Genomic DNA, 18,463 nt, shown 5'->3' on the forward strand with positions numbered 1-18,463 from the left:
CGGATGCTATGAAAAAGAGTCACGTCGAACCTACAGATTAGAAGTCTGTCGGCGCGCCGCCTTCGGCAGTGCGCTTGGCAACGAAGGCGTCGAGTTCTTCGCGGATGGCAGGATCCATCGCCGGCTCCTCATAAGCCGCGAGGCGCTCTTTCCAAAGACGGTTCGCTCGCTCCAGAGCGGTCGGCGAGCCGGCTTCGGCCCAAGTCTCGAAGTTGCGCCAGTCCGAAATGATCGGCGAATAAAACGCGGTCTTGTAGCGCGCCTGCGTGTGTGGTGTGCCGAAGAAGTGCCCGCCGGGGCCGACATCACGGATCGCATCGATGGCAAGTGCGTCTTCGCTTAAATCAATCGGAGTGAGAAATTCGGCGACCATCTGGAGAAGGTCGATATCGACCATCATCTTCTCATAGGAGCAGCGCAAACCGCCTTCGAGCCAGCCGGCCGAATGCAGCATGAAGTTCGCGCCGCCCTGGATCGCGCCCCAGAGCGAAAAGACGCTTTCATAGGCCGCCTGCGCGTCCACCTGATTGGCGGCGCAGACATTCGAGGTGCGGTAGGGGATCTTGTAGCGACGCGCCAGTTGCCCGCCAAGCAGCTGCGCCTTTATATATTCCGGCGTGCCAAAGGCAGGCGCGCCGCTTTTCATATCGACGTTCGAAGTAAATCCGCCATAGCCCACCGGCGCTCCCTTGCGAACCATCTGTGTGAAGGCGATGCCGGCCAGTGCTTCGGCATTTTGCTGGACGACTGCGCCGGCGATCGTCACCGGTGCCATCGCGCCTGCCAAGGTGAACGGCGTGACGATGATCACCTGACCCATCGACGACATCTGGATGATGCCTTCCATCATCGGCACATCGAGCTTGAGTGGCGAATTGGTGTTGATGATCGAGTAAAGCGATGGCTCGTTCATCAGCTGCTCGCGCGAGATGCCGCGGGCGATGCGGGCGATCTCGATCGCATCCACATTGCGCTCGCGCCCGAGCGAATAGGCATGGAACACCTTGTCGGTGAGCGTCGCCAGATCGCGAATGCATTCGAGGTGACGGATCGAGGGATGGATGTCCGTTGGCTCCACTGGATAGCCGCCGGTCGCGTGGATGATGTTGTGAACCTGCGCGAGCTTCACGAAGTTGCGGAAGTCCTGCTGATTGCCCGAGCGCCGCCCGCGATCGAGGTCCGAGCAGTTGGGTGCCGAGCCCATTTGCGCGAAAATGAGGTTGTTGCCGCCGAAGCGCAGATTGTGCGCCGGGTTGCGTGCATGGACCGTGAACTCGGATGGCGCATGCGCAATGAGTTCGAGCAACATGTCGCCGTCGAAGCGAACCCGTTCCGAGCCTTCCTGCACATCCGCGCCATGTGCCTTCATGATGCGCCGCGCCTCGTCGTGCAGTACATCGACGCCGATCTCGTTGAGCACGCGAAGCGAGGCGAGGTGGATCGATTCGAGCTCGTCTTCGGACACGATTCTCGTGTTGGCGTAAGGAATATGCAGTTGGCGAAACGGCGGCTGGTCGAAGGACGCGCCGCCGGAAACACGCTTACCCGCGCGCCCGCCGCGGCGGGAACGTTCGGCCGAAGCACCCGCAGGCGGCTGATCGAGAAGAAGGTCGGACATGCGGCTCGCAGCACTCTTGATTGAATGCCTATTTTGAACCGCAGGGCAGCCGTCTCATTGCGGCTTGGGCGACTGGAAGGGCAAGGTAAGCGACATCGCGCGATGCCACTCAGTTCATGCCTTGGCTGGCTCTTGAACAGCCGTCACGAGCCTGCCGATATGCGCCGCGAGATAGACAACGAAGGAACAGGCGATGGGGAAGAACATCTCATTCATCGCCGTGCTGACCAAGGCGGGGGCCGCCACCGGTTTGCCTGCCTGCTGCGCCATGAGCCATGTGACCCCGGTCATGGCCGCGCCGAACGGGATGCCGACGCTCGCGCCGCTGCCGAGATAGCGTCGTGCACGGTTCTCGGACCGCGCCGCGAGACGGGCGAGCAGCCAGCCGAGAATGCCATACTCGATGGCGCGCACCGCGCCGACGACCGTCAGCGATACGAGCACGGTCTGCGCGGGCGCACTGACGGCACCGGCTACGGCTTTCTGCACGCCTCGCGCGAGCCCAAGCGCCAGAGGGGCCGAGATCATGCCGATCAGACCGCCGATCGCCTCGCGCGCCTTGCCGATCGCGGTGCCGATGCCGATGCCCGCACAAACGAAAAAGGACCAAGTGACGCCTTGGGCGAAGTCGACGAGCACTTGGGCTGAAGAAGGCACCAGCCCGCCGACGAACTTGGTCACGAGAAGCAGGCTCTGCAGGGCGATGCCGACCAGGATGGAAGCCCAGGCGATCGTCGCCAGCCGCCGCAACAGCGCGCGTGACTCGGGTGCTGGGGCTGACGCTGGGGCTGGGCCAGAATCCAGCACCGGCTGGACCTTGTCGATCGAAGGGGAAACAGGGTTCATCGCGCTCTGATTCATCACTCAACTCCTCACGCCGGCCGCTCATCGTGCGGGGCGTATGGTTTGCAGAGACAGGCTCGATATCGGCGCCGAGTGTAGCAGAAATGTTGCGCCTGTTCACCGCCTCCGTTTCGAGCCTGTTGCAGATCGTCAGAACCGAACCGGCGAGCACCATTCTCATGTCCCCATCCCATGAAGCAGCCCGCCCCAAGGCCGATCTCTCGGGACTGGCGGGCGTGACTGCCGGCATCTCGGTTTTTGCCGTGGCACAGGGGCTAAGCTATCCGCTCTTCACACTTTTGATGCAGAAGCAGGGAATGCCGCCGGCGCTGATCGGTCTGTCAGCTGCAATGACACCGCTTGGGCTGGTGGTTTCGGCCGCCTTCGTGCCGCCCGCCGTAAGGCTTTTGGGTGCGCGCAATTTGGCTGTCGCCTGCGCACTTATGGCCGCCCTTCTGTTTATCGGCATTGGCGCCTTGCAGACGCCGCTAGCATGGTTCGGCTTACGCTTCCTCGTCGGCTTCGCAATCAATCCGCTCTACATCTTGAGCGAGGTCTGGGCGCTCGGGCTGGCGCCTGCGGCACAGCGTGGGCGGATCATGGGCATTTTCACGGCGGTCGCGGGGGCAGGGTATGCCGCCGGCCCGCTGGCGCTCGCCATGGTCGGCAGCGATGGCTGGCCACCCTTTGTCGTGGGTATTGCCGGCTTCGTGCTTTGCGCGCTGATCCTGTTTCTCACGACTGGAAAGCTCGCGGCCTTCGAAGAGGAAACGGTCGAACAGGGGCGCGGCATCGGGCGGTTCTGGCGGCTTGCCCCGGCACTGCTCCTGGCCGTTATCATTTCCGCGGCCTGCCAGCAGAGCGCTTATTCGCTTCTACCCGTTTACGGCGCGGCCTTCGGCATCGGTGAAACGGTGCTGGCGCGGTTCGTGGCGATGCTATCGATCGGCAATGTGCTGCTGCAGATTCCGCTCGGGCTGCTTGCCGAGCGCTTCGGGGCGCGGCGGATGCTACTCGCCTGTGCAGGCGTGAATGCAGCGAGCGCGGCCCTGCTGCCTGTTTTCATCGAAACGCCATTCGTGTGGGTTCTGCTGGTCAGTCTCGGGGGCATCGGCTATGGCATTTATACGATGGCGCTGGTCGAACTCGGTGAACGCTTCTCGGGCTCAATGCTGGTGGCCGCCAACGCCGCCTTCGCGCTGATGTGGGGTTTGGGCGGCATCGTCGGCGCACCAAGTTCGGGACTTGCGATCCAACTGGTCGGCCCACACGGCATGCCGGCTGTGATCGCGACGCTGTCGGCAGCGCTCGTCGTCTTCGCGACCTACCGTACATTGCAGCGAAAAGCGGAAAGCTGAACCCAGCTTGCGGCGTTGCGATCGGCTGGCTAGGCTTTGCTGATGGGAAGAAAGGCAGCATCAGCCAACTCCGCGTTTGCCGTGACGCCATCCGGGCGGACGCGGCACGCGGAGATGCTGCGCCTTTGCGCCCGTATCGGCTATTCGCCGCCAGACCCCTTTTGATCCGCCCCGGCGCAATTCTGCCGGATCGATTCAACAGGACCTTTCAACATCATGACCTATCAGAATTTTTCGCTCGCGCAGTTGCAGGCGCTCGATGCCGCGCATCACCTACATCCCTTTACCGACCACAAGGACCTTCGGGGCGCGGGCTCCCGCATGATCGTGCGGGCCGATGGGCCTTACGTCTATGACAGCGAGGGCCATCGCATTCTCGACGCCATGGCTGGCTTGTGGTGCGTGAACGTCGGCTATGGCCGCAAGGAACTCGCCGAGGCCGCCTACAAGCAGATGCTTGAGCTGCCTTACTACAATTCGTTCTTCCGCTGCTCGACGCCGACGCCGGTGCTGCTTGCGCAGAAGCTTGCCGAGATCGCGCCGAAAAGCGTCAACCAAGTTTTCTACGGCTCGTCGGGTTCTGAAGCCAATGATACGGCCCTGCGCCTGATACGCCAATTCTGGGTGCTTGAAGGTAAGCCCGAGAAGAATCGCGTGATCTCGCGCAAGATGGCCTATCACGGCTCGACCATCGCCGGCACATCGCTGGGCGGCATGAGCGGGATGCACGACCAGCTTCACGGTGCTGTGCCCAACATCGTCCATGTGATGGCGCCCTATGCCTTCGAGAATGCCGAACCGGGTGAAAGCGAGGAGGCCTTCGGCTTGCGCGCGGCAAAGGCCGTCGAGGATGCCATCCTGGAAGCGGGGGCCGACAAGGTCGCCGCCTTTATCGGCGAGCCGATCATGGGGGCGGGCGGCGTGAAGATCCCGCCTCGCAACTACTGGGCGGAAATCCAGCGCATCTGTCGCAAGCATGACGTGCTCTTGATGATCGACGAGGTGATCACCGGCTATGGCCGAACCGGCGAGTGGTTCGCGAGCCAAGCCTATGGCATCGAGCCGGATACGATCACGACCGCCAAGGCGCTGACCTCAGGCTATCAGCCGCTTTCGGCGCTACTGGTCGGCGACCGCGTGGCCGAGACGCTGACCGAAAAGGGTGGCGAATTCTATCATGGCTACACCTATTCAGGGCATCCCGTGGCTTGTGCTGTGGCGCTCGCCAATCTCGACATCATCGAGAAGGAAGGGCTGATCGACCGTGTGCGTGAGGACACCGGACCTTATCTCGCAAAGGTTCTGCAAGAGGCGCTGGGGGATCACCCGCTGGTCGGCGAAGTACGCAGCTTCGGCCTGATGGGTGCCATCGAGATCGTGGCCGATAAGGCATCGCGACAGCGTTTCGAACCCTCGGGGCACGCGGCGGTCGTCGTGCGCGACCATGCGGTGGTGAGCGGGCTGATGATGCGTGCGACGGGTGACACGATGATCATGTCTCCGCCGCTGATCTGGACGCGCGAAACGATCGATACGGCGATGGAGATGATCAGGACGGCGCTCGACAAGGCCGCCCAAGATTTGCTGAAGTAATTTACTTCACGCAGCAAGAGCCGCTCTCGCAACGTGGTGCGAGAGCGGCTTTCGCCATTGATACGCATGGCCTTCGCAACGCGGGAAACCACCGGCGAAGATTACGGCCCCGGTACGCAATACCTGATCCGGAGCAAGAGGCGGCTGCGAACGACCGCCTTGTGTTTTCTTCTACAGCGCTATCCTTACCGCGTGGTTACGGAGAGGTTATCGAAAGATAAAAGTCGAGATTTTTCGGTTACCCAAGGTAAGGCTCTTGTCGCTCGGTGCTTAAGAGCCGATCCATTCCCAGAGCGGGCTCTCCGCCGCAAACAGCGTGCGTGCTGCCAATGCGAGGCTGACAAGGACGAGCAGGGGACGGATGACCTTGGCACCCCCGCGCACAGCGAAATGAGCCCCGAGCTGTGCACCGACAAATTGTGCCACGCCCATGGCCAGACCGATTTTCCAGGAAACCAGACCCATGCCCGCGAAAAGGATGAGGCTGCCGAAATTCGATGCGAAGTTGAGGAACTTCGTGTGTGCGGTCGCCTTCAACATGCCAAAGCCGGCGAGCGAAACGAAGGCCAACATGAAAAAGGAGCCGGTGCCGGGGCCGAACATGCCGTCATAGAAGCCGATGCTGGTTGCGATGAGCAGAGCGAAGGCCGCAGGTGAAAGGCGGCGCACGCGGTCCACGTCACTTAGATCGCGCTTGAGCACGAAGTACACGGCGATCGCGACCAGCATGACCGGCAGGAAGACCTTCAGAACATCAGCGGGAAGCACCGTTGCGAGTAGCGCGCCACCGACGCTCCCGGCGCAGGCGAGAAGCGCGGACGGCCATTGCTCGAGCGGTTTCACCTGACCGCGCATGGCATAGGCGATAGTGGCCGAGGCCGAGCCGAAGATGCCCTGGAGCTTGTTGGTGCCGAGCGCTTGGACGGGCGGCAGACCGGCGACAAGCAGCGCGGGAACCGTGATCAAGCCCCCGCCGCCGGCCACCGCATCGATGAAACCCGCACCAAGGGCGGCGATGGCAAGCAGGATGATTGTCTCAAGGGACGGATCGAACATGGAAGGCTCCGGAGATCGAGCCGGCTTCCATCATGCTCTGGACGGCAGCGCAAGCGGAGGGTGCTGGTCCGGTTTCTATATCGCGCTGTGTTGCGCCAGAGTCCTGCCCAAGTCCGGTGTCGCCGCGACAAGCGCCTTGGCCGGTTCGGTCTGCGGGCGGTCGAAAACATTGCTCGGTGGGCCGCGCTCGACGATGTGGCCATTGTCCATAACGAGCACCTCGTCAGCGACGGCACGCGCGACCTGCAGGTCGTGTGTGATGAAGAGATAGGCGACGCCGAGCCGTGCGTTGAGGTCGGCGAAGAGCTCGAGGATGCGGGCGCGAATCGAGACATCGAGCGCTGATACGGGCTCATCGGCGATGATCAGCTTGGGGCGCAGGATGATCGCACGTGCAATCGCCAATCGCTGGCGCTGGCCACCGGAGAATTCGTGCGGGTAGCGCGACAGGCTCTCGGCAGACAAGCCGACCTGCGCCAATGCCTCGGCGACGCGTTCGTGACGTTCGGCTTTTCCAAGTCGCTGTGGAAGAAGGTGGAGCGGCTCCGCAACGAGCTTCTCGACGGTCTGGCGCGGGTCGAACGAGCCGTAGGGGTCCTGAAACACAACCTGCATGGCCCGGCGTGCTTCGTTCAAACCTTGCCTATCTTCAAGGTGGAGAGGTTTTCCCTCGAAGAGGATCTCGCCGCTTGTCGGCCTGTCGAGACCGAGAATCATGCGCGCGAGCGTGGACTTGCCGCAGCCTGAGCGGCCGACGAGCGCGACGGACTGGCCAGGTTCGATGGACAGGCTTGCCGAATCGACCGCGCGAAACGGCTGGCGCGGGGTAAGCCAGGATGTCCTCCGTTCGACGTAATCGCGCGTGAGATTTCGCGTTTCGAGAAGCGGAGAGAGCGCGGCTTCATGCCGACGGGGGCGTGCTGGCAGGCGGGACGACGCTCGTGTGAGTTCAAGCGTGTAGGGATGAGCCGGTGTTCTCAGCGTGTCGATCGTTTTGCCATGTTCGACCACGGCCCCGTCTTTCAGGACGACGATTTCGTCCGCACGGTCGGCGACAACGGCGAGGTCATGGGAAATCAGGAGGAGGCCCATTCCGCGCTCCGAGGCCAAATTCTGCAGCAGATCGAGAATTTGCTTCTGGATCACCACATCGAGCGCGCTGGTGGGCTCGTCTGCGATCAGGAGCTCGGGTTCGGCCGCGCACGCGATAGCGATGTCCACGCGCTGGCGTTGGCCACCGGAAAGCTCGTGCGGATAACGGTGAAGCATGCCGGGCAGACCGACGCGGTCGAGCATTCCGGCGGCGCGGTCCTGTGCTTCGCGGAAGGTACTGCGAAGGTGGATACGAATGCCCTCGGCAATCTGCTCGCCAATCGTCTTTACCGGATTCAGCGCCGTCATCGGCTCCTGAAACACCATGCCGACCCTGCCGCCGCGCAAGGTACACATCTGACGCTCGGTGGCATGCATCAGGTCGATGCCGCTGAGCGTGATCGTGCCGCTTGCCGCGGCATTGCGCGGCAAGAGGCGCATCACGGAAAGGGCGGTCATCGACTTGCCCGAGCCCGACTCGCCGACGAGCGCAACCGTCCGGCCGGACTCAACAGACAGGTCGATACCGCGAAGGATCGGCTTGCCATCGATCGTGACCGAGAGGTTCTGAAGTGCGAGCAGACTCATGCACGTCGCCGGCGCGGGTCGAGCGCGTCGTTGAGACCATCGCCGAGAAGATTGAGCCCAAGCACCGTGAGGGCGATGGCGGTGCCGGGAAAGATCGCCATCCATGGCGCAACCGCCATGCGCGTTTGCGCGTCGAACAGCATCCGGCCCCATGAGGGCAAAGGCGGCTGCGCGCCGAGGCCCAGATAGGAAAGGGCTGCCTCGGCGAGGATCGCGAGTGCGAACTGGATCGAGAGCTGGACGAGGATCAGGCTGAAGATGTTGGGCAGCACGTGCTCAAGCGAGATGCGCGCCAAACCTTTGCCCGCCGCGCGTGCTGCGAGAATGAACTCACGCGGCCAGATCGAAAGAGCTCCGGCACGCGCCACACGCGCGAAGACGGGGATGTTGAAGATGCCGATGGCGATGATGGCGTTGACCGCGCCGGGGCCTAAGATGGCCGTGATCATGATGGCCGAAAGGAGAGCGGGAAAGGCGAAGACGAGATCGCTTCCGCGCGCGATCACCTCGTCCACCCATCCCCCTTTCGCAGCCGCCCAGAGGCCGAGCGGCACGCCGAGCCCGGCACCGATGCCGACCGCGACAAGCGCCACCGCGATCGAGTTGCGTGCCCCGACCATCACCATGGAGAGGATATCACGCCCGAGATGATCGGTGCCGAAAAGGTGGGCGAGAGAGGGTGCTTGCGTGCGGTCGGCCACGACGAGCTTTGTCACGTCGTAGGGTGTCCAGAGGAAGGATAGCAGGGCGGTCGCGAGCATGATCGACGTGATCGCGAAACCGATCGTGAGCGAGCGGTTGAGTTCTAGCCGAGCGAGGGCCGAAGCGCTCATGCCACGCGCTGTCGCGGGTCGATCAGTGCGTAGGAAAGATCGACCAAGAGGTTGATGAGGATGACGCTCGCCACCAGCAGCATCACGACGCTTTCGACAACGATCAGGTCGCGTTGCGTGATGGCCTGGAAGATGAGCCGCCCAAGACCGGGCAGGTAGAAGACATTTTCTACAACTACCGTACCGGCGAGAAGAAACGCGAACTGCAGGCCCATGATGGTGGCGACTGGGATCATCGCATTGCGCAAGGCATGGCGCCATAACACGCTGGAACGAGAGACGCCTTTGGCACGAGCAGTCCGGATGTAGTCCTGATCGAGCGCATCGATGAGCGCGGCCCGCGTAACGCGCGCAAGGATTGCGGCTTGAGGCAGGGCGAGCGCAAGCGTCGGCAGGATGAGTGCCTTCATTGCCGGCCAAACACCCGCGCCCCAGCCGGGGAAGCCGCCGGCAGGCACCCAGCGCAGCCAGACGGCGAACAGATAGACCAGCAGCAAGGCAAACCAGAAGTTCGGAATAGCGACGCCGACCTGTGCCAGTCCCATGCTCAACGTGTCTCCGGTTGCGCCCCGACGCGACGCCGCGAAGATCCCGACCGGAATCGCGATCAGCGTCGAAAGCGTCAACGAAGCGAGCGCCAACGGCAGAGAGACGGAAAGGCGTTCGAGAACGAGAGCTGAAACCGGCACGGAATAGGTATAGGAGCGACCAAGGTCGAAGCTCAGCAAACCGCTGGTCCAAGCGAGATAACGCGTGAGCAGGGGTTGCTCGAGACCCATCTGTTCGCGAAGCGCGGCAAGTGCTTCCGGGGACGCGTTCATGCCGAGCATCAGCCTTGCGGGGTCGCCCGGCAGGACCTCCAGAACCGCGAAGACCACGAGCGAAGCGAGAAGCAGCGTGAGAAGGGCGACGAGCAGGCGTCTGGCGAGGAAGGCTCCCACTCCTGCTCCGTTGCGCTCAGTCGGTCCAGCGGACCTTGGTCAGATCGTTGGCCTGGATCGGGGCGTTCTGCCACAGGCCTTCGAGTTTCGCATCCCAGACGCCGACCTTCGGCAATTCGAAGAGGTAGGCGGCCGGAACGTCCTGGGCGAGGATTTTCTGGGCCTCTCCGTAAAGTTCCTTGCGCTTCGCCTCGTCGTTTTCAGTGTTCAAATCGGCAATGATCTGGTCGAAGGCCGGATTGTCATAGCCGAAATAATAGTCCTTGCGCGCGTAGATATCGATGTCGTTCGGTTCGGTGTGCGAAACGATGGTCGCGTCGAAATTCTTGTCGGTGAAGACCTGTGAGAGCCATTCCGCCCACTCGATTGGCACCAATTCGGGGTCCAACCCGACTTCGCGCAACTCTGACGCGATGATCTCGCCGCCGAGGCGGGCATATTGCGTCGGCGGCAGCTTGATCGTTAACTTCAACCCTTCCGCGCCGGCTTCCTTGATCAGCGCCCGCGCCTTTTCCGGATCGTGCGGGTAGACGCCGGTCAGGTCGAGATAGGCGGGGTTATGCGGTGCGAAATGCGAGCCGATCGGTGTTCCCAAGCCAGACGATGCGCCGTCGATGACAGACTGCCGGTCGATGGCGTAGGCGATTGCCTGCCGCACCTTCAGCTTATCGAAGGGGGGCTTCCTGTTGTTCATGGCGAGGATCGTCTCGCCTTCCGTTGAACCCACCACAACCTTGAACCGCGAGTCGCCTTCGATCTGGCTCACACCGTCGGAGGGAAAAAAGGGATAGGCCTGAATGTCACCCGATAGGATGGCGGGAACGGCAGCTGCGGCGTCCGGCACGATGCGGAACTCGGCTCGCTCCAGTGCGACAGGCTCGCCCCAGTAGTCAGGCGATTTCACGAGCTTGATGGAAGAGCCGCGCGCCCAGCTGTCGAAACGGAAAGGCCCAGTGCCGATCGGCTTTTCCTTGTTGGTCGCTGCCGACTCCGGTGCCACGATCACCGCATCGCCCCAACCGAGGTTGTAGAGAAATGCACCCTGCGGTTCTTTCAGCGTGATTTTGACGGTAGCGGGGTCGACGACATTCACCGTGTCAATTTCCGCGAACAGGCCTTTCTGAGCATTGGTCGAGTCCGGTGCGCGTGCGCGATCGAGGCTGAACTTCACGTCATCGGCATCGAAACTGGTGCCGTCGTGGAATTTCACGCCTGTGCGGAGCTTGAAGGTATAGACTTTGCCGTCATCCGAAATGGTCCATCTTTCCGCAAGATCGGGGAGCACGTCTCCGTTCTCGCCGATCCGGGTCAGGCCTTCGAAGACATTGGCGTAAACGATCTCGTCGATTGCCGCTGCCGCGCCCGCCGTGGGGTCGAGGTGCGGTGGCTCGAGGATCACGCCAAGAACGAGATCGGTGCGTGCCGCGAAAGCGGGCATGCTCACGGAAAGGGCAAGCATGGCGACGCCGAGCCCGAGCTTCCACTTCCGCATCCTGTGTCCTCCAAGCCGCTATGCCGCGCTGCACAATGCGCGTTGTTTGAGCACACAGCTACGCATTCGAGCAAGGTTGCCGTCTTTCCATTCAACGCAATTTTGGAAACCCTTTTTGCGTCATGCCGGTCGGCCGACCTACCTGTCACCTTTTGCCGAATTCCCGATGCAAGGTCGCACAGCTCCTCGCAAGGCATACATCATGTAACCGAACGCTTCTGAGGCCTACCAAGGCTGCGAGGTGTCGTGCGCCGGCCAGTGCATGCCGAGCGTAAACGTCGCGAACCCTACCCGAGGGCTGGTCAGCTGAGCTTGCGGCGACGGGGGCGCTTGGCGATGGCCCAGCGCTTGTGGAACCACATCCACTGCTCTGGATATTCGCGCACCCAGCGTTCCACCACGTCGTTCAGCAGCTGGCTCGTCGCGTTCACATCGACCGTGCCGCTCTCGGTGCGAGGCAGGTCGAGCCGGTCTTCGATCTGCAACCGGTAGCGATTGCCGGGCAGGCGGATGCAGCGCGCCGGATAAACGTCGCACTCGTGGTATTTCGCGAGCTTGGCAAGGAGCGGATTGGTCTGGCAGCGCCGGCCGAAGAACGTCGTCTCCTCACCGCCCCGGAAGCGCTGATCGACCAGAACGCCGATATTGCCGCCCTCGTCGAGGATGCGAGACAGGGCGAAGGATACGCCGGCACGTGAAGCCAGAAGATCGCCCATCGTCACGCGGCGGGTCGAGAAGACATAATCGGCGATGTAGGGATTGTTCGGCGCACGGAAGAGGGCAGTCACGTCGAGGCCGAGCGAGGCCGCGGCCACGGGCAGCATCTCGAAGTTGCCCAGATGCGCGGTGAAGATAATGTGCGGCCGCTGTTCGGCAGCGATACGCAGGAAGGTTTCCGCGCCCTCCACCTCGATGCGTCCTCGCTTTTCAGGCTGGTTGGCGTCGAAGTCGAACAGCTCGTCGAGGAAGATGTATTCTGCCGCCAGCCTGGCCATGTGGCCCCACATGCCGCGCGCGATTTCTTCGATCTCCGGCTTCGACTTCTCCGGGTAGGCAAGACGCAGATTCTCGACTGCGACGCGGTGGCGGCCGGTCAATGGTCCGACGCGGCGCGCCGTGCGGTCGGCAAAAGCAAGAGCTTTGTCGGCAGGCAAACGTCGCAAGGTGACGAGAGCTGCTCGCGCGGCTTGGCCGATCAGCCAATGGCGCGTCTTTTCCAGCCGTTGGCCGGTCTTGAGTGCGAGCTTGCGGCCAGCGCTCGGCCGGCCGGATTTCGTTTGGGCCATCAGGAAACGCGCAGAACGATCTTGCCGAACACGTCGCGGGTTTCCATGCGCTCGAGCGCCTTGCCGATGCCGTCAAAATCGACCTCGGTGTCGATCACCGGCGAGACGATACCGCGTGCCATCTTCTGCATGGCATCCGCCATGTTCTCCATGCGGCAGCCGAAAGAGCCGATGATCCGCAGTTGCTGCTGGAAAAGCTGCATCAGGTTCATCTGCGTGGAAACGCCGGAGGTCGAGCCGCAGGTGACGAGCCTTCCGCCGCGCTTGAGACAGAGCATCGAGCCTGCCCAGGTGTCGGCGCCGACATGCTCGAAGACCACATCGACGCCCTTCTTCTTGGTGATTTTGCGCACGGCACCCTCGAAGCGGTCTTCGCGGTAATTGATGACGTGATCGGCACCGAGCGCCTTGGCCTTCTCGATCTTGTCGTTCGAGCCGACCGTGGTGATCACCGTGCAGCCGATTTTCTTGGCGAGCTGGATCGCCGCCGTGCCGATGCCGGAGCCGCCGGCCTGGATCAGAATGGTTTCGCCGGGTTCGAGCTTGGCGTTGTCGAACAGCATGTGCTCGACCGTGCCGAATGTGACGGGGGAGACGGCAGCACCCACAGCCGTCACGCCGGGAGGGGTGGGTACGAGCAGGCGCGCAGGCAGGTTGACGCGTTCCTGCGCGAAGCCGTCCAAGTGGAAGCCATGGACGCCCGAGACATTCTCGCAAAGATTATCGCGCTTCTCGCGGCAGGCGCGGCACAGGCCGCAGGTGCGTGCACCGTAGATCGACACGAGCTGGCCGGGCAAGAGGTTCACGACGCCGGGACCGATCTCCTGCACAGTGCCGGAGGCTTCCGCGCCGATGGTCAGCGGCATCTTGCGCTTGGCGAAAGCCATGCCGCGCCATCCCCAGACGTCGATGTGATTGAGCGCCACGGCGGAGATGGCGACGGTGACTTCACCCACGCCTGGCGGTGGAGGCGGAGCCACGTCCACGAGTTCGAGACGCCGATCCTCGATCAGTTGCAGTGCGCGCATCAATCTTTTCCGTTCAGAGCGGCGCGCTTAGACGATTTTTGTGGAGAGGGGAACCGCCGATCAACCGTCAGCTTGGTTCGCGCGCCATGACGAGGCAGGTGTTCTGCCCACCGAAGCCGAACGAGTTCGAGAGTACCGTCTTCACCTCTGCCTCGCGGCTCTTGTTCGGAACCACGTCCAGATCGATCGCCGGATCGGGATTATCGTAGTTGATCGTCGGCGGGATGACACCGTGGCGCATGGTGAGAAGCGACACGGCGGCTTCGATGGCACCGGCAGCAGAGAGCGTGTGGCCGATCATCGACTTGTTCGATGAAATCGGAATGCCGCGCAAATGTTCGCCGAAGACAGTTGAGAGCGAGAGATGCTCCATCTTGTCGTTTTCGGGCGTCGAGGTGCCATGAGCGTTGATGTAGCTGATCTGCTGGGGCGCCAAGCCTGCATCCTGCAGGGCGGCGCGCACGGCGGCGATGGCGGGCGAACCGTCGGGCTTGGAACGGGTGCGATGGAAATCGTCGGCCTTTTCGCCGCAGCCGCGAAGGATGCCGATGACCGTCGCGCCGCGCTCTAAGGCGCTTTCGAGCGATTCGAGAACGAGGGCAGCGCCGCCTTCAGCCAGCACGAAGCCATCGCGGTCTTTGGAAAAGGGTTTGGAGGCCTTTTCCGGCACGTCGTTGTTGGTGGAAAGCGCCGAAAGCAGGGAGAAGCGGATCAGGGCCTCGGCGGTCGCCGAACCGTCTGCGCCAATCGCCAGCGCGCGCTTGGCTTCGCCACGGCGGATAGCTTCGACGCCGAGTTGGATGGCGGTGGCGCCCGATGCGCAGGCGGTAGAGAGCGTGATCGGCAGGCCGGTGGCACCGAAGCGGTCGGACAGGCGGTCGGCCACGGTGCCGAACTGGGTGGTCGCGAAGAGTTCGTCCGAACCGGTCGCGTTGGCGGCATCGAGCAAACGCTCCGTGCCCTTCTCGCCTTCGCCGCGCGTATTCAGAAAGAAACGCGCCGACCAGTCGAGTTCGACGGGCGGGGCCGCAAGGAAAAGGGGACCATCGAAGTCTTCGAGCGGCAGACCGGACTCCGTGATGGCTTCCCCGGCGGCGGTCTCCGCCAGCTCATAGGTCAGGGCCGTTGCGCCGAGTTCGCTGGACGGCAGGAAATCGACCATGCCCGAGATCCGCGTGGCGAGGTGATCGACGGGAAAGCGCGTGATCGCGTGGATGCCCGAGCGGCCAGCGGTCAGGGCCTCCCAGTTTGCTTCCTTGCCCTTGCCGAGCGAGGTGACAAGGCCGATGCCGGTGACGGCGACGACAGGACGGCCGAGGTGATCGAGAAGGTTAGGCATTGTCAGGCCTCAATCGACTTCGGTGACAAGCACCATGCCTTCGCCACGCGCATAGCCGACCGTGGTCACTAGGGCGGCCGATGGCACGCCGGTCAGTTCGCGTTCGTTTTCGGCATCAAGCGGCGGAAAGGCGGCGTTGCGGCTCACGGCGAGCGCCGCCAAGCCGATCGCGAAGGGAAACTGGGCTTCCTTGAGGTGTCCGGTGACTCCCGAGAAGCCGCGCACGGCATTGCCAGGGAAGCTGCCCAAGAAGTCTTTCTCGGCCTTGGTCGCTTCATGCGCGCCAGATGCACCGGACACGACCAACAAATCCTCTGCCGGTGAAGCAGTGCGGGCCGCGAGGTCGGCAAGGGCGGAGGGAAGTTCGCCGCGTGAGCGTCGGGCACGGCCGGAGACGACGGGACCGAGCATGGCATAGGGCGTGCGTCCCCGCGATTCCGCCGAGTCGCGCGATTCGAGCACGAGGAAGGCCGCACCCGAGCCGACGGCAACGCCGCCACCTTCCGCGCCCTCGCGCTGCCAGAGCGGCCTGAGCGCGCCGCGATGCAGGAAGCCACCAAGTTCGTACCCCATCAGCATATCAGGGTGCTCGGCGTTGTAAGCCCCACCGACAAGCACGCGAGTCGATTGCCCTGAACGGATGCGTGCGGCAGCCGTATCGACGGCAGAAATTCCTGCACCTTCCTCACCCATGAACGTGCGCGAAGAGCCTGTCACTTTGTGCACGATGGAGATGTTGCCGGCGAGCAGGTTGGACAGTTGCGCGAGAAAGAGGGTCGGGCGCAGCTCGGTTGTCAGTTTTTCGTTGAGCAGAACGCCACGGTCGTTGCGCGTGCGCGCAGCGTCGAGGATGGTGTCGTCGACGGCCACATCACGCTCGCCGCCACCGGCCGCGATCACCATATCCATATCCGCGCCCCACGTCTCGCGGTCCTGAAAGCCAGCATCGTCGAGTGCAAGGCCGGCCGCATAGGTGCCGAGGCGCTGCCAGGTTTCCATCTGGCGCTGGTCGCCGCGCTTGGGGATCTGATTGCCCCATTCGATCGCCGGAGCAGGATGGATGGTGAAGGGCGCAAAGCGCGTGCTGTCGGCGGTCGCAGCAGTTACCCCGGCCGCCAGCGCGTTCCAGTGCGCGTCCGTGCCTTCACCCAGCGTCGAAAGAAGGCCGATGCCTGTGATGACGACGTCGCGCGGGCTCATGACGGTGCTCTTCGACGATCAGGCCGGCGTACCGGCCGCCTTGGCGGCCACGAGACCGTCGATCTTGGCGACGAGGTTCTTCATGACGAAGTATTCTTCCGTCGAAGCCTTGCCGTCATTGACTTCCTGCGTCCACTTCTCGAGCGGCACCTTGATGCCGAACTCTTTGTCGATGGCAAATACGATGTCGAGGAAATCCAGGCTGTCGATGCCCAGATCATCGATGGTGTGGCTTTCCGGCGTGATCTTGTCGCGGTCGATCTCGCTGGTGTCGGCGATGATCTGGGCAACCTTATCGAATGTGCTCGACACAGGATATCCTTTGATTTCGAGGGCCAATCGGCGTTGCGCGGGTGTCTAGTCGGTTTTGCCGAACAGGGAAAGTCCCAACGGCTGGTCGCGTCCAACTGCCTTTAATTGAAGACGATTCGGCCCAAAACGTGAAGCGTAGCGCCATCAGGCCGCACGATCAGTGCTTCACCCTCGCGCGACGACTGGCCCGTCAGGGCCGCGATGACGTCCGCGTGCGAGACCATCACGAGGTTGCCGGAGCCCTGAAACGCTTCGATGCGTGCGACGATGGCCTGAGCCTGCGCTTCGGCCTGCTCCGGCGTATGGTTCGTGGGCAGCGGATCGAGTGCCGCGAACGGTTCGGGCTCGGCTTCGAAGGCAAGATCGGCGGTTTCACTCGTGCGGCAGTAGCGGCTCGACAACACTTCGTCTGTGCGTGCGGCGCGGGCGGCGAGCAGGGCGCCGATGCGGCGCGCCTGCTGCCGACCCTGGTCGTTCAGGCCGCGCTGGGTGCTGCAATCCTCGGGATCGACTTTAGCGGGATCAGGAGCGCCGCCGGTGCGGGCGTTGCGAAGAAGAACGGCATGACCGCCTTCGCGCAGAAGCGCCCAACCGGCTTCGGTCGCCTGAACGGGCTGTGCCAGCATCAGCGCGAGGGCAAGGATTGAAAAGTATCGGATCATTCGGTCTCCCTGCCTGTATATAAGCCGGACTGAGCCAGTTGAAACCGTTGCGCGTTCCGCCGCGGGCACTTTAAGCGGGAGATATGAGCCTTCTCCTCGAAACGGTGCTCTTCGTCTTCGGCCTGATCGCGCTCGGCTACCTCGCGGGTCTCACGGGCTACCTTTCGATCAGTGTCGGAGAGGCGCTGGCGCAGTTTGCCGTGCGCGTCGCGTTACCCCTGCTGCTTTTCCGGACCATGGGCTCGGCGGATTTCCACGAGGGCGTGCCGTGGGCCATCTGGTGTGCCTATTTCATAGCTGTGATCGTCGCCTGGACGATGGGACATCTGCTGGTCACGCGAATCTTCGGGCGGGATGGTGCGGCAGGCGTTGTCGGCGGCGTGTCGAGCGCGTTCTCGAATTTGCTTCTGATCGGCATTCCCTTCACGCAGGGCGTGTTCGGCCAGAAGGGCTTCGAAACACTCTCCCTGCTGCTCGCGGTCCATCTGCCGACGATGCTAATGGCATCGATCATTCTGTTTCAGCTCTTCGGCGGCGGCGGGACGCTGAGGCCGGCCGAGGCCATCCGACAGTTTCTTACTCGAACGGCGCGCAATCCGTTGATCGTCGGTATTTTGCTGGGGCTCTGCTGGCGCGCGACGGGTGTCGCCATGCCAGTCGTTCCGACGCGGTTGATCGACTCGCTCGCTTCGATCGCCAGTCCATTGGCGCTGTTCGCGGTCGGTCTCAGTCTGCGGCAATATGGAATATCCGGGCACCTCGGACCTGCGTTGGCTTCGACAGCCGTCAAGCTCGTGGTCATGCCCGGCGTGGCGCTTGCAGCCTCTTTGTGGCTGGGCCTGTCACCGCTTGCCGCGCAGGTCATCGTTGCGGGCGCCGCATTGCCGGCAGGCGTCAACTCCTACCTCATCGCCACGCAGTTCGGGACCGGCCAAGCGTTGGCTTCGAATGTCATGACTTTCTCGACAGGCTTCGCGATCATTTCGATCTCGGGATGGCTCTTCGCACTGCAGATGATCTACGGCTGATCCAAATGCTTGTGGTTGTTGGCTGCCGGCCGTTGCACTAAGTGCAGCCGTGCCATTTCGAAAGGAACATTCCCATGCTGCAGAAAGCGAGTCCCTACCTTCGCGAAGCCAACCTGATTGACGGCGAATGGGTTCAAGCGGATGGCGGCGAGACGATCGACGTCACCAATCCCGCCACGGGCTTGAAGATAGGC

General features: G+C 62.8%; 16 protein-coding genes. 3 read left to right on the forward strand and 13 right to left on the reverse strand.

Features of this window, described 5'->3' with window-relative positions; translation table 11 throughout:
* Positions 1 to 37: 37 nt before the first annotated feature.
* Both NGM99_RS09900 and NGM99_RS09905 read right to left on the reverse strand, forming a co-directional pair.
* Positions 38 to 1,618: a trimethylamine methyltransferase family protein gene (locus tag NGM99_RS09900; protein WP_252818410.1), complete on the reverse strand. Its 1,581-nt coding sequence runs from the start codon at positions 1,616 to 1,618 to the stop codon at positions 38 to 40.
* Positions 1,619 to 1,732: 114 nt separating this feature from the next.
* Entirely contained in the window at positions 1,733 to 2,479 is a 747-nt protein-coding gene (locus NGM99_RS09905; protein WP_252818412.1) for a hypothetical protein, read from the reverse strand.
* 86 nt (positions 2,480 to 2,565) lie between these two features.
* Here NGM99_RS09905 and NGM99_RS09910 point away from each other — a divergent pair, with 86 nt between their 5' ends.
* Both NGM99_RS09910 and NGM99_RS09915 read left to right on the forward strand, forming a co-directional pair.
* Positions 2,566 to 3,819 carry an MFS transporter gene (locus tag NGM99_RS09910; protein WP_353937398.1) on the forward strand — a complete coding sequence of 418 codons (1,254 nt, stop codon included), beginning with the start codon at positions 2,566 to 2,568 and terminating at the stop codon, positions 3,817 to 3,819.
* Positions 3,820 to 4,035: 216 nt separating this feature from the next.
* On the forward strand, positions 4,036 to 5,412 hold the full coding sequence (locus NGM99_RS09915; RefSeq protein ID WP_252818414.1) for an aspartate aminotransferase family protein: 1,377 nt from the start codon (positions 4,036 to 4,038) through the stop codon (positions 5,410 to 5,412).
* A gap of 270 nt (positions 5,413 to 5,682) precedes the next feature.
* Here the strand turns inward: NGM99_RS09915 and NGM99_RS09920 are convergent, their stop codons facing one another.
* From NGM99_RS09920 to NGM99_RS09970, 11 genes are all read right to left on the reverse strand, one after another.
* On the reverse strand, positions 5,683 to 6,468 hold the full coding sequence (locus tag NGM99_RS09920) for a TSUP family transporter (protein ID WP_252818418.1): 786 nt from the start codon (positions 6,466 to 6,468) through the stop codon (positions 5,683 to 5,685).
* Between the two features lie 75 nt (positions 6,469 to 6,543).
* Positions 6,544 to 8,148 (reverse strand): ABC transporter ATP-binding protein, encoded by a 1,605-nt coding sequence (locus tag NGM99_RS09925; protein ID WP_252818420.1) that lies wholly within the window; start codon positions 8,146 to 8,148, stop codon positions 6,544 to 6,546.
* On the reverse strand, positions 8,145 to 8,981 hold the full coding sequence (locus NGM99_RS09930; RefSeq protein WP_252818421.1) for an ABC transporter permease: 837 nt from the start codon (positions 8,979 to 8,981) through the stop codon (positions 8,145 to 8,147). The genes NGM99_RS09925 and NGM99_RS09930 overlap by 4 nt, the downstream gene beginning before the upstream one ends.
* Entirely contained in the window at positions 8,978 to 9,922 is a 945-nt protein-coding gene (locus NGM99_RS09935; protein ID WP_252818423.1) for an ABC transporter permease, read from the reverse strand. Before NGM99_RS09935 ends, NGM99_RS09930 begins: the two co-directional genes overlap by 4 nt.
* 16 nt (positions 9,923 to 9,938) lie before the next feature.
* Positions 9,939 to 11,414: an ABC transporter substrate-binding protein gene (locus tag NGM99_RS09940; RefSeq protein ID WP_252818424.1), complete on the reverse strand. Its 1,476-nt coding sequence runs from the start codon at positions 11,412 to 11,414 to the stop codon at positions 9,939 to 9,941.
* A 302-nt stretch (positions 11,415 to 11,716) separates the two neighbouring features.
* Entirely contained in the window at positions 11,717 to 12,700 is a 984-nt protein-coding gene (locus NGM99_RS09945) for a lipid A biosynthesis lauroyl acyltransferase (protein ID WP_252818426.1), read from the reverse strand.
* Positions 12,700 to 13,728, reverse strand: coding sequence for a zinc-binding dehydrogenase (locus NGM99_RS09950; RefSeq protein WP_252818428.1), 1,029 nt, complete (start codon positions 13,726 to 13,728; stop codon positions 12,700 to 12,702). Before NGM99_RS09950 ends, NGM99_RS09945 begins: the two co-directional genes overlap by 1 nt.
* Before the next feature lie 67 nt (positions 13,729 to 13,795).
* Entirely contained in the window at positions 13,796 to 15,067 is a 1,272-nt protein-coding gene (locus tag NGM99_RS09955; protein ID WP_252818429.1) for a beta-ketoacyl-ACP synthase, read from the reverse strand.
* 9 nt (positions 15,068 to 15,076) lie between these two features.
* On the reverse strand, positions 15,077 to 16,267 hold the full coding sequence (locus NGM99_RS09960; protein ID WP_252818431.1) for a beta-ketoacyl-ACP synthase: 1,191 nt from the start codon (positions 16,265 to 16,267) through the stop codon (positions 15,077 to 15,079).
* Between the two features lie 18 nt (positions 16,268 to 16,285).
* Entirely contained in the window at positions 16,286 to 16,579 is a 294-nt protein-coding gene (locus NGM99_RS09965; protein ID WP_252818432.1) for an acyl carrier protein, read from the reverse strand.
* Between the two features lie 101 nt (positions 16,580 to 16,680).
* Positions 16,681 to 17,241 (reverse strand): histidine phosphatase family protein, encoded by a 561-nt coding sequence (locus NGM99_RS09970; RefSeq protein ID WP_252818434.1) that lies wholly within the window; start codon positions 17,239 to 17,241, stop codon positions 16,681 to 16,683.
* A gap of 83 nt (positions 17,242 to 17,324) precedes the next feature.
* Between NGM99_RS09970 and NGM99_RS09975 the strand changes: the two genes are divergently transcribed.
* A complete protein-coding gene (locus tag NGM99_RS09975; protein WP_252818435.1) occupies positions 17,325 to 18,269 on the forward strand; it encodes an AEC family transporter in 945 nt (314 codons plus the stop codon).
* Positions 18,270 to 18,463: the final 194 nt, after the last annotated feature.

The organism is Mesorhizobium liriopis, assembly GCF_024053505.1.
GTDB lineage: Bacteria > Pseudomonadota > Alphaproteobacteria > Rhizobiales > Rhizobiaceae > Mesorhizobium_B > Mesorhizobium_B liriopis.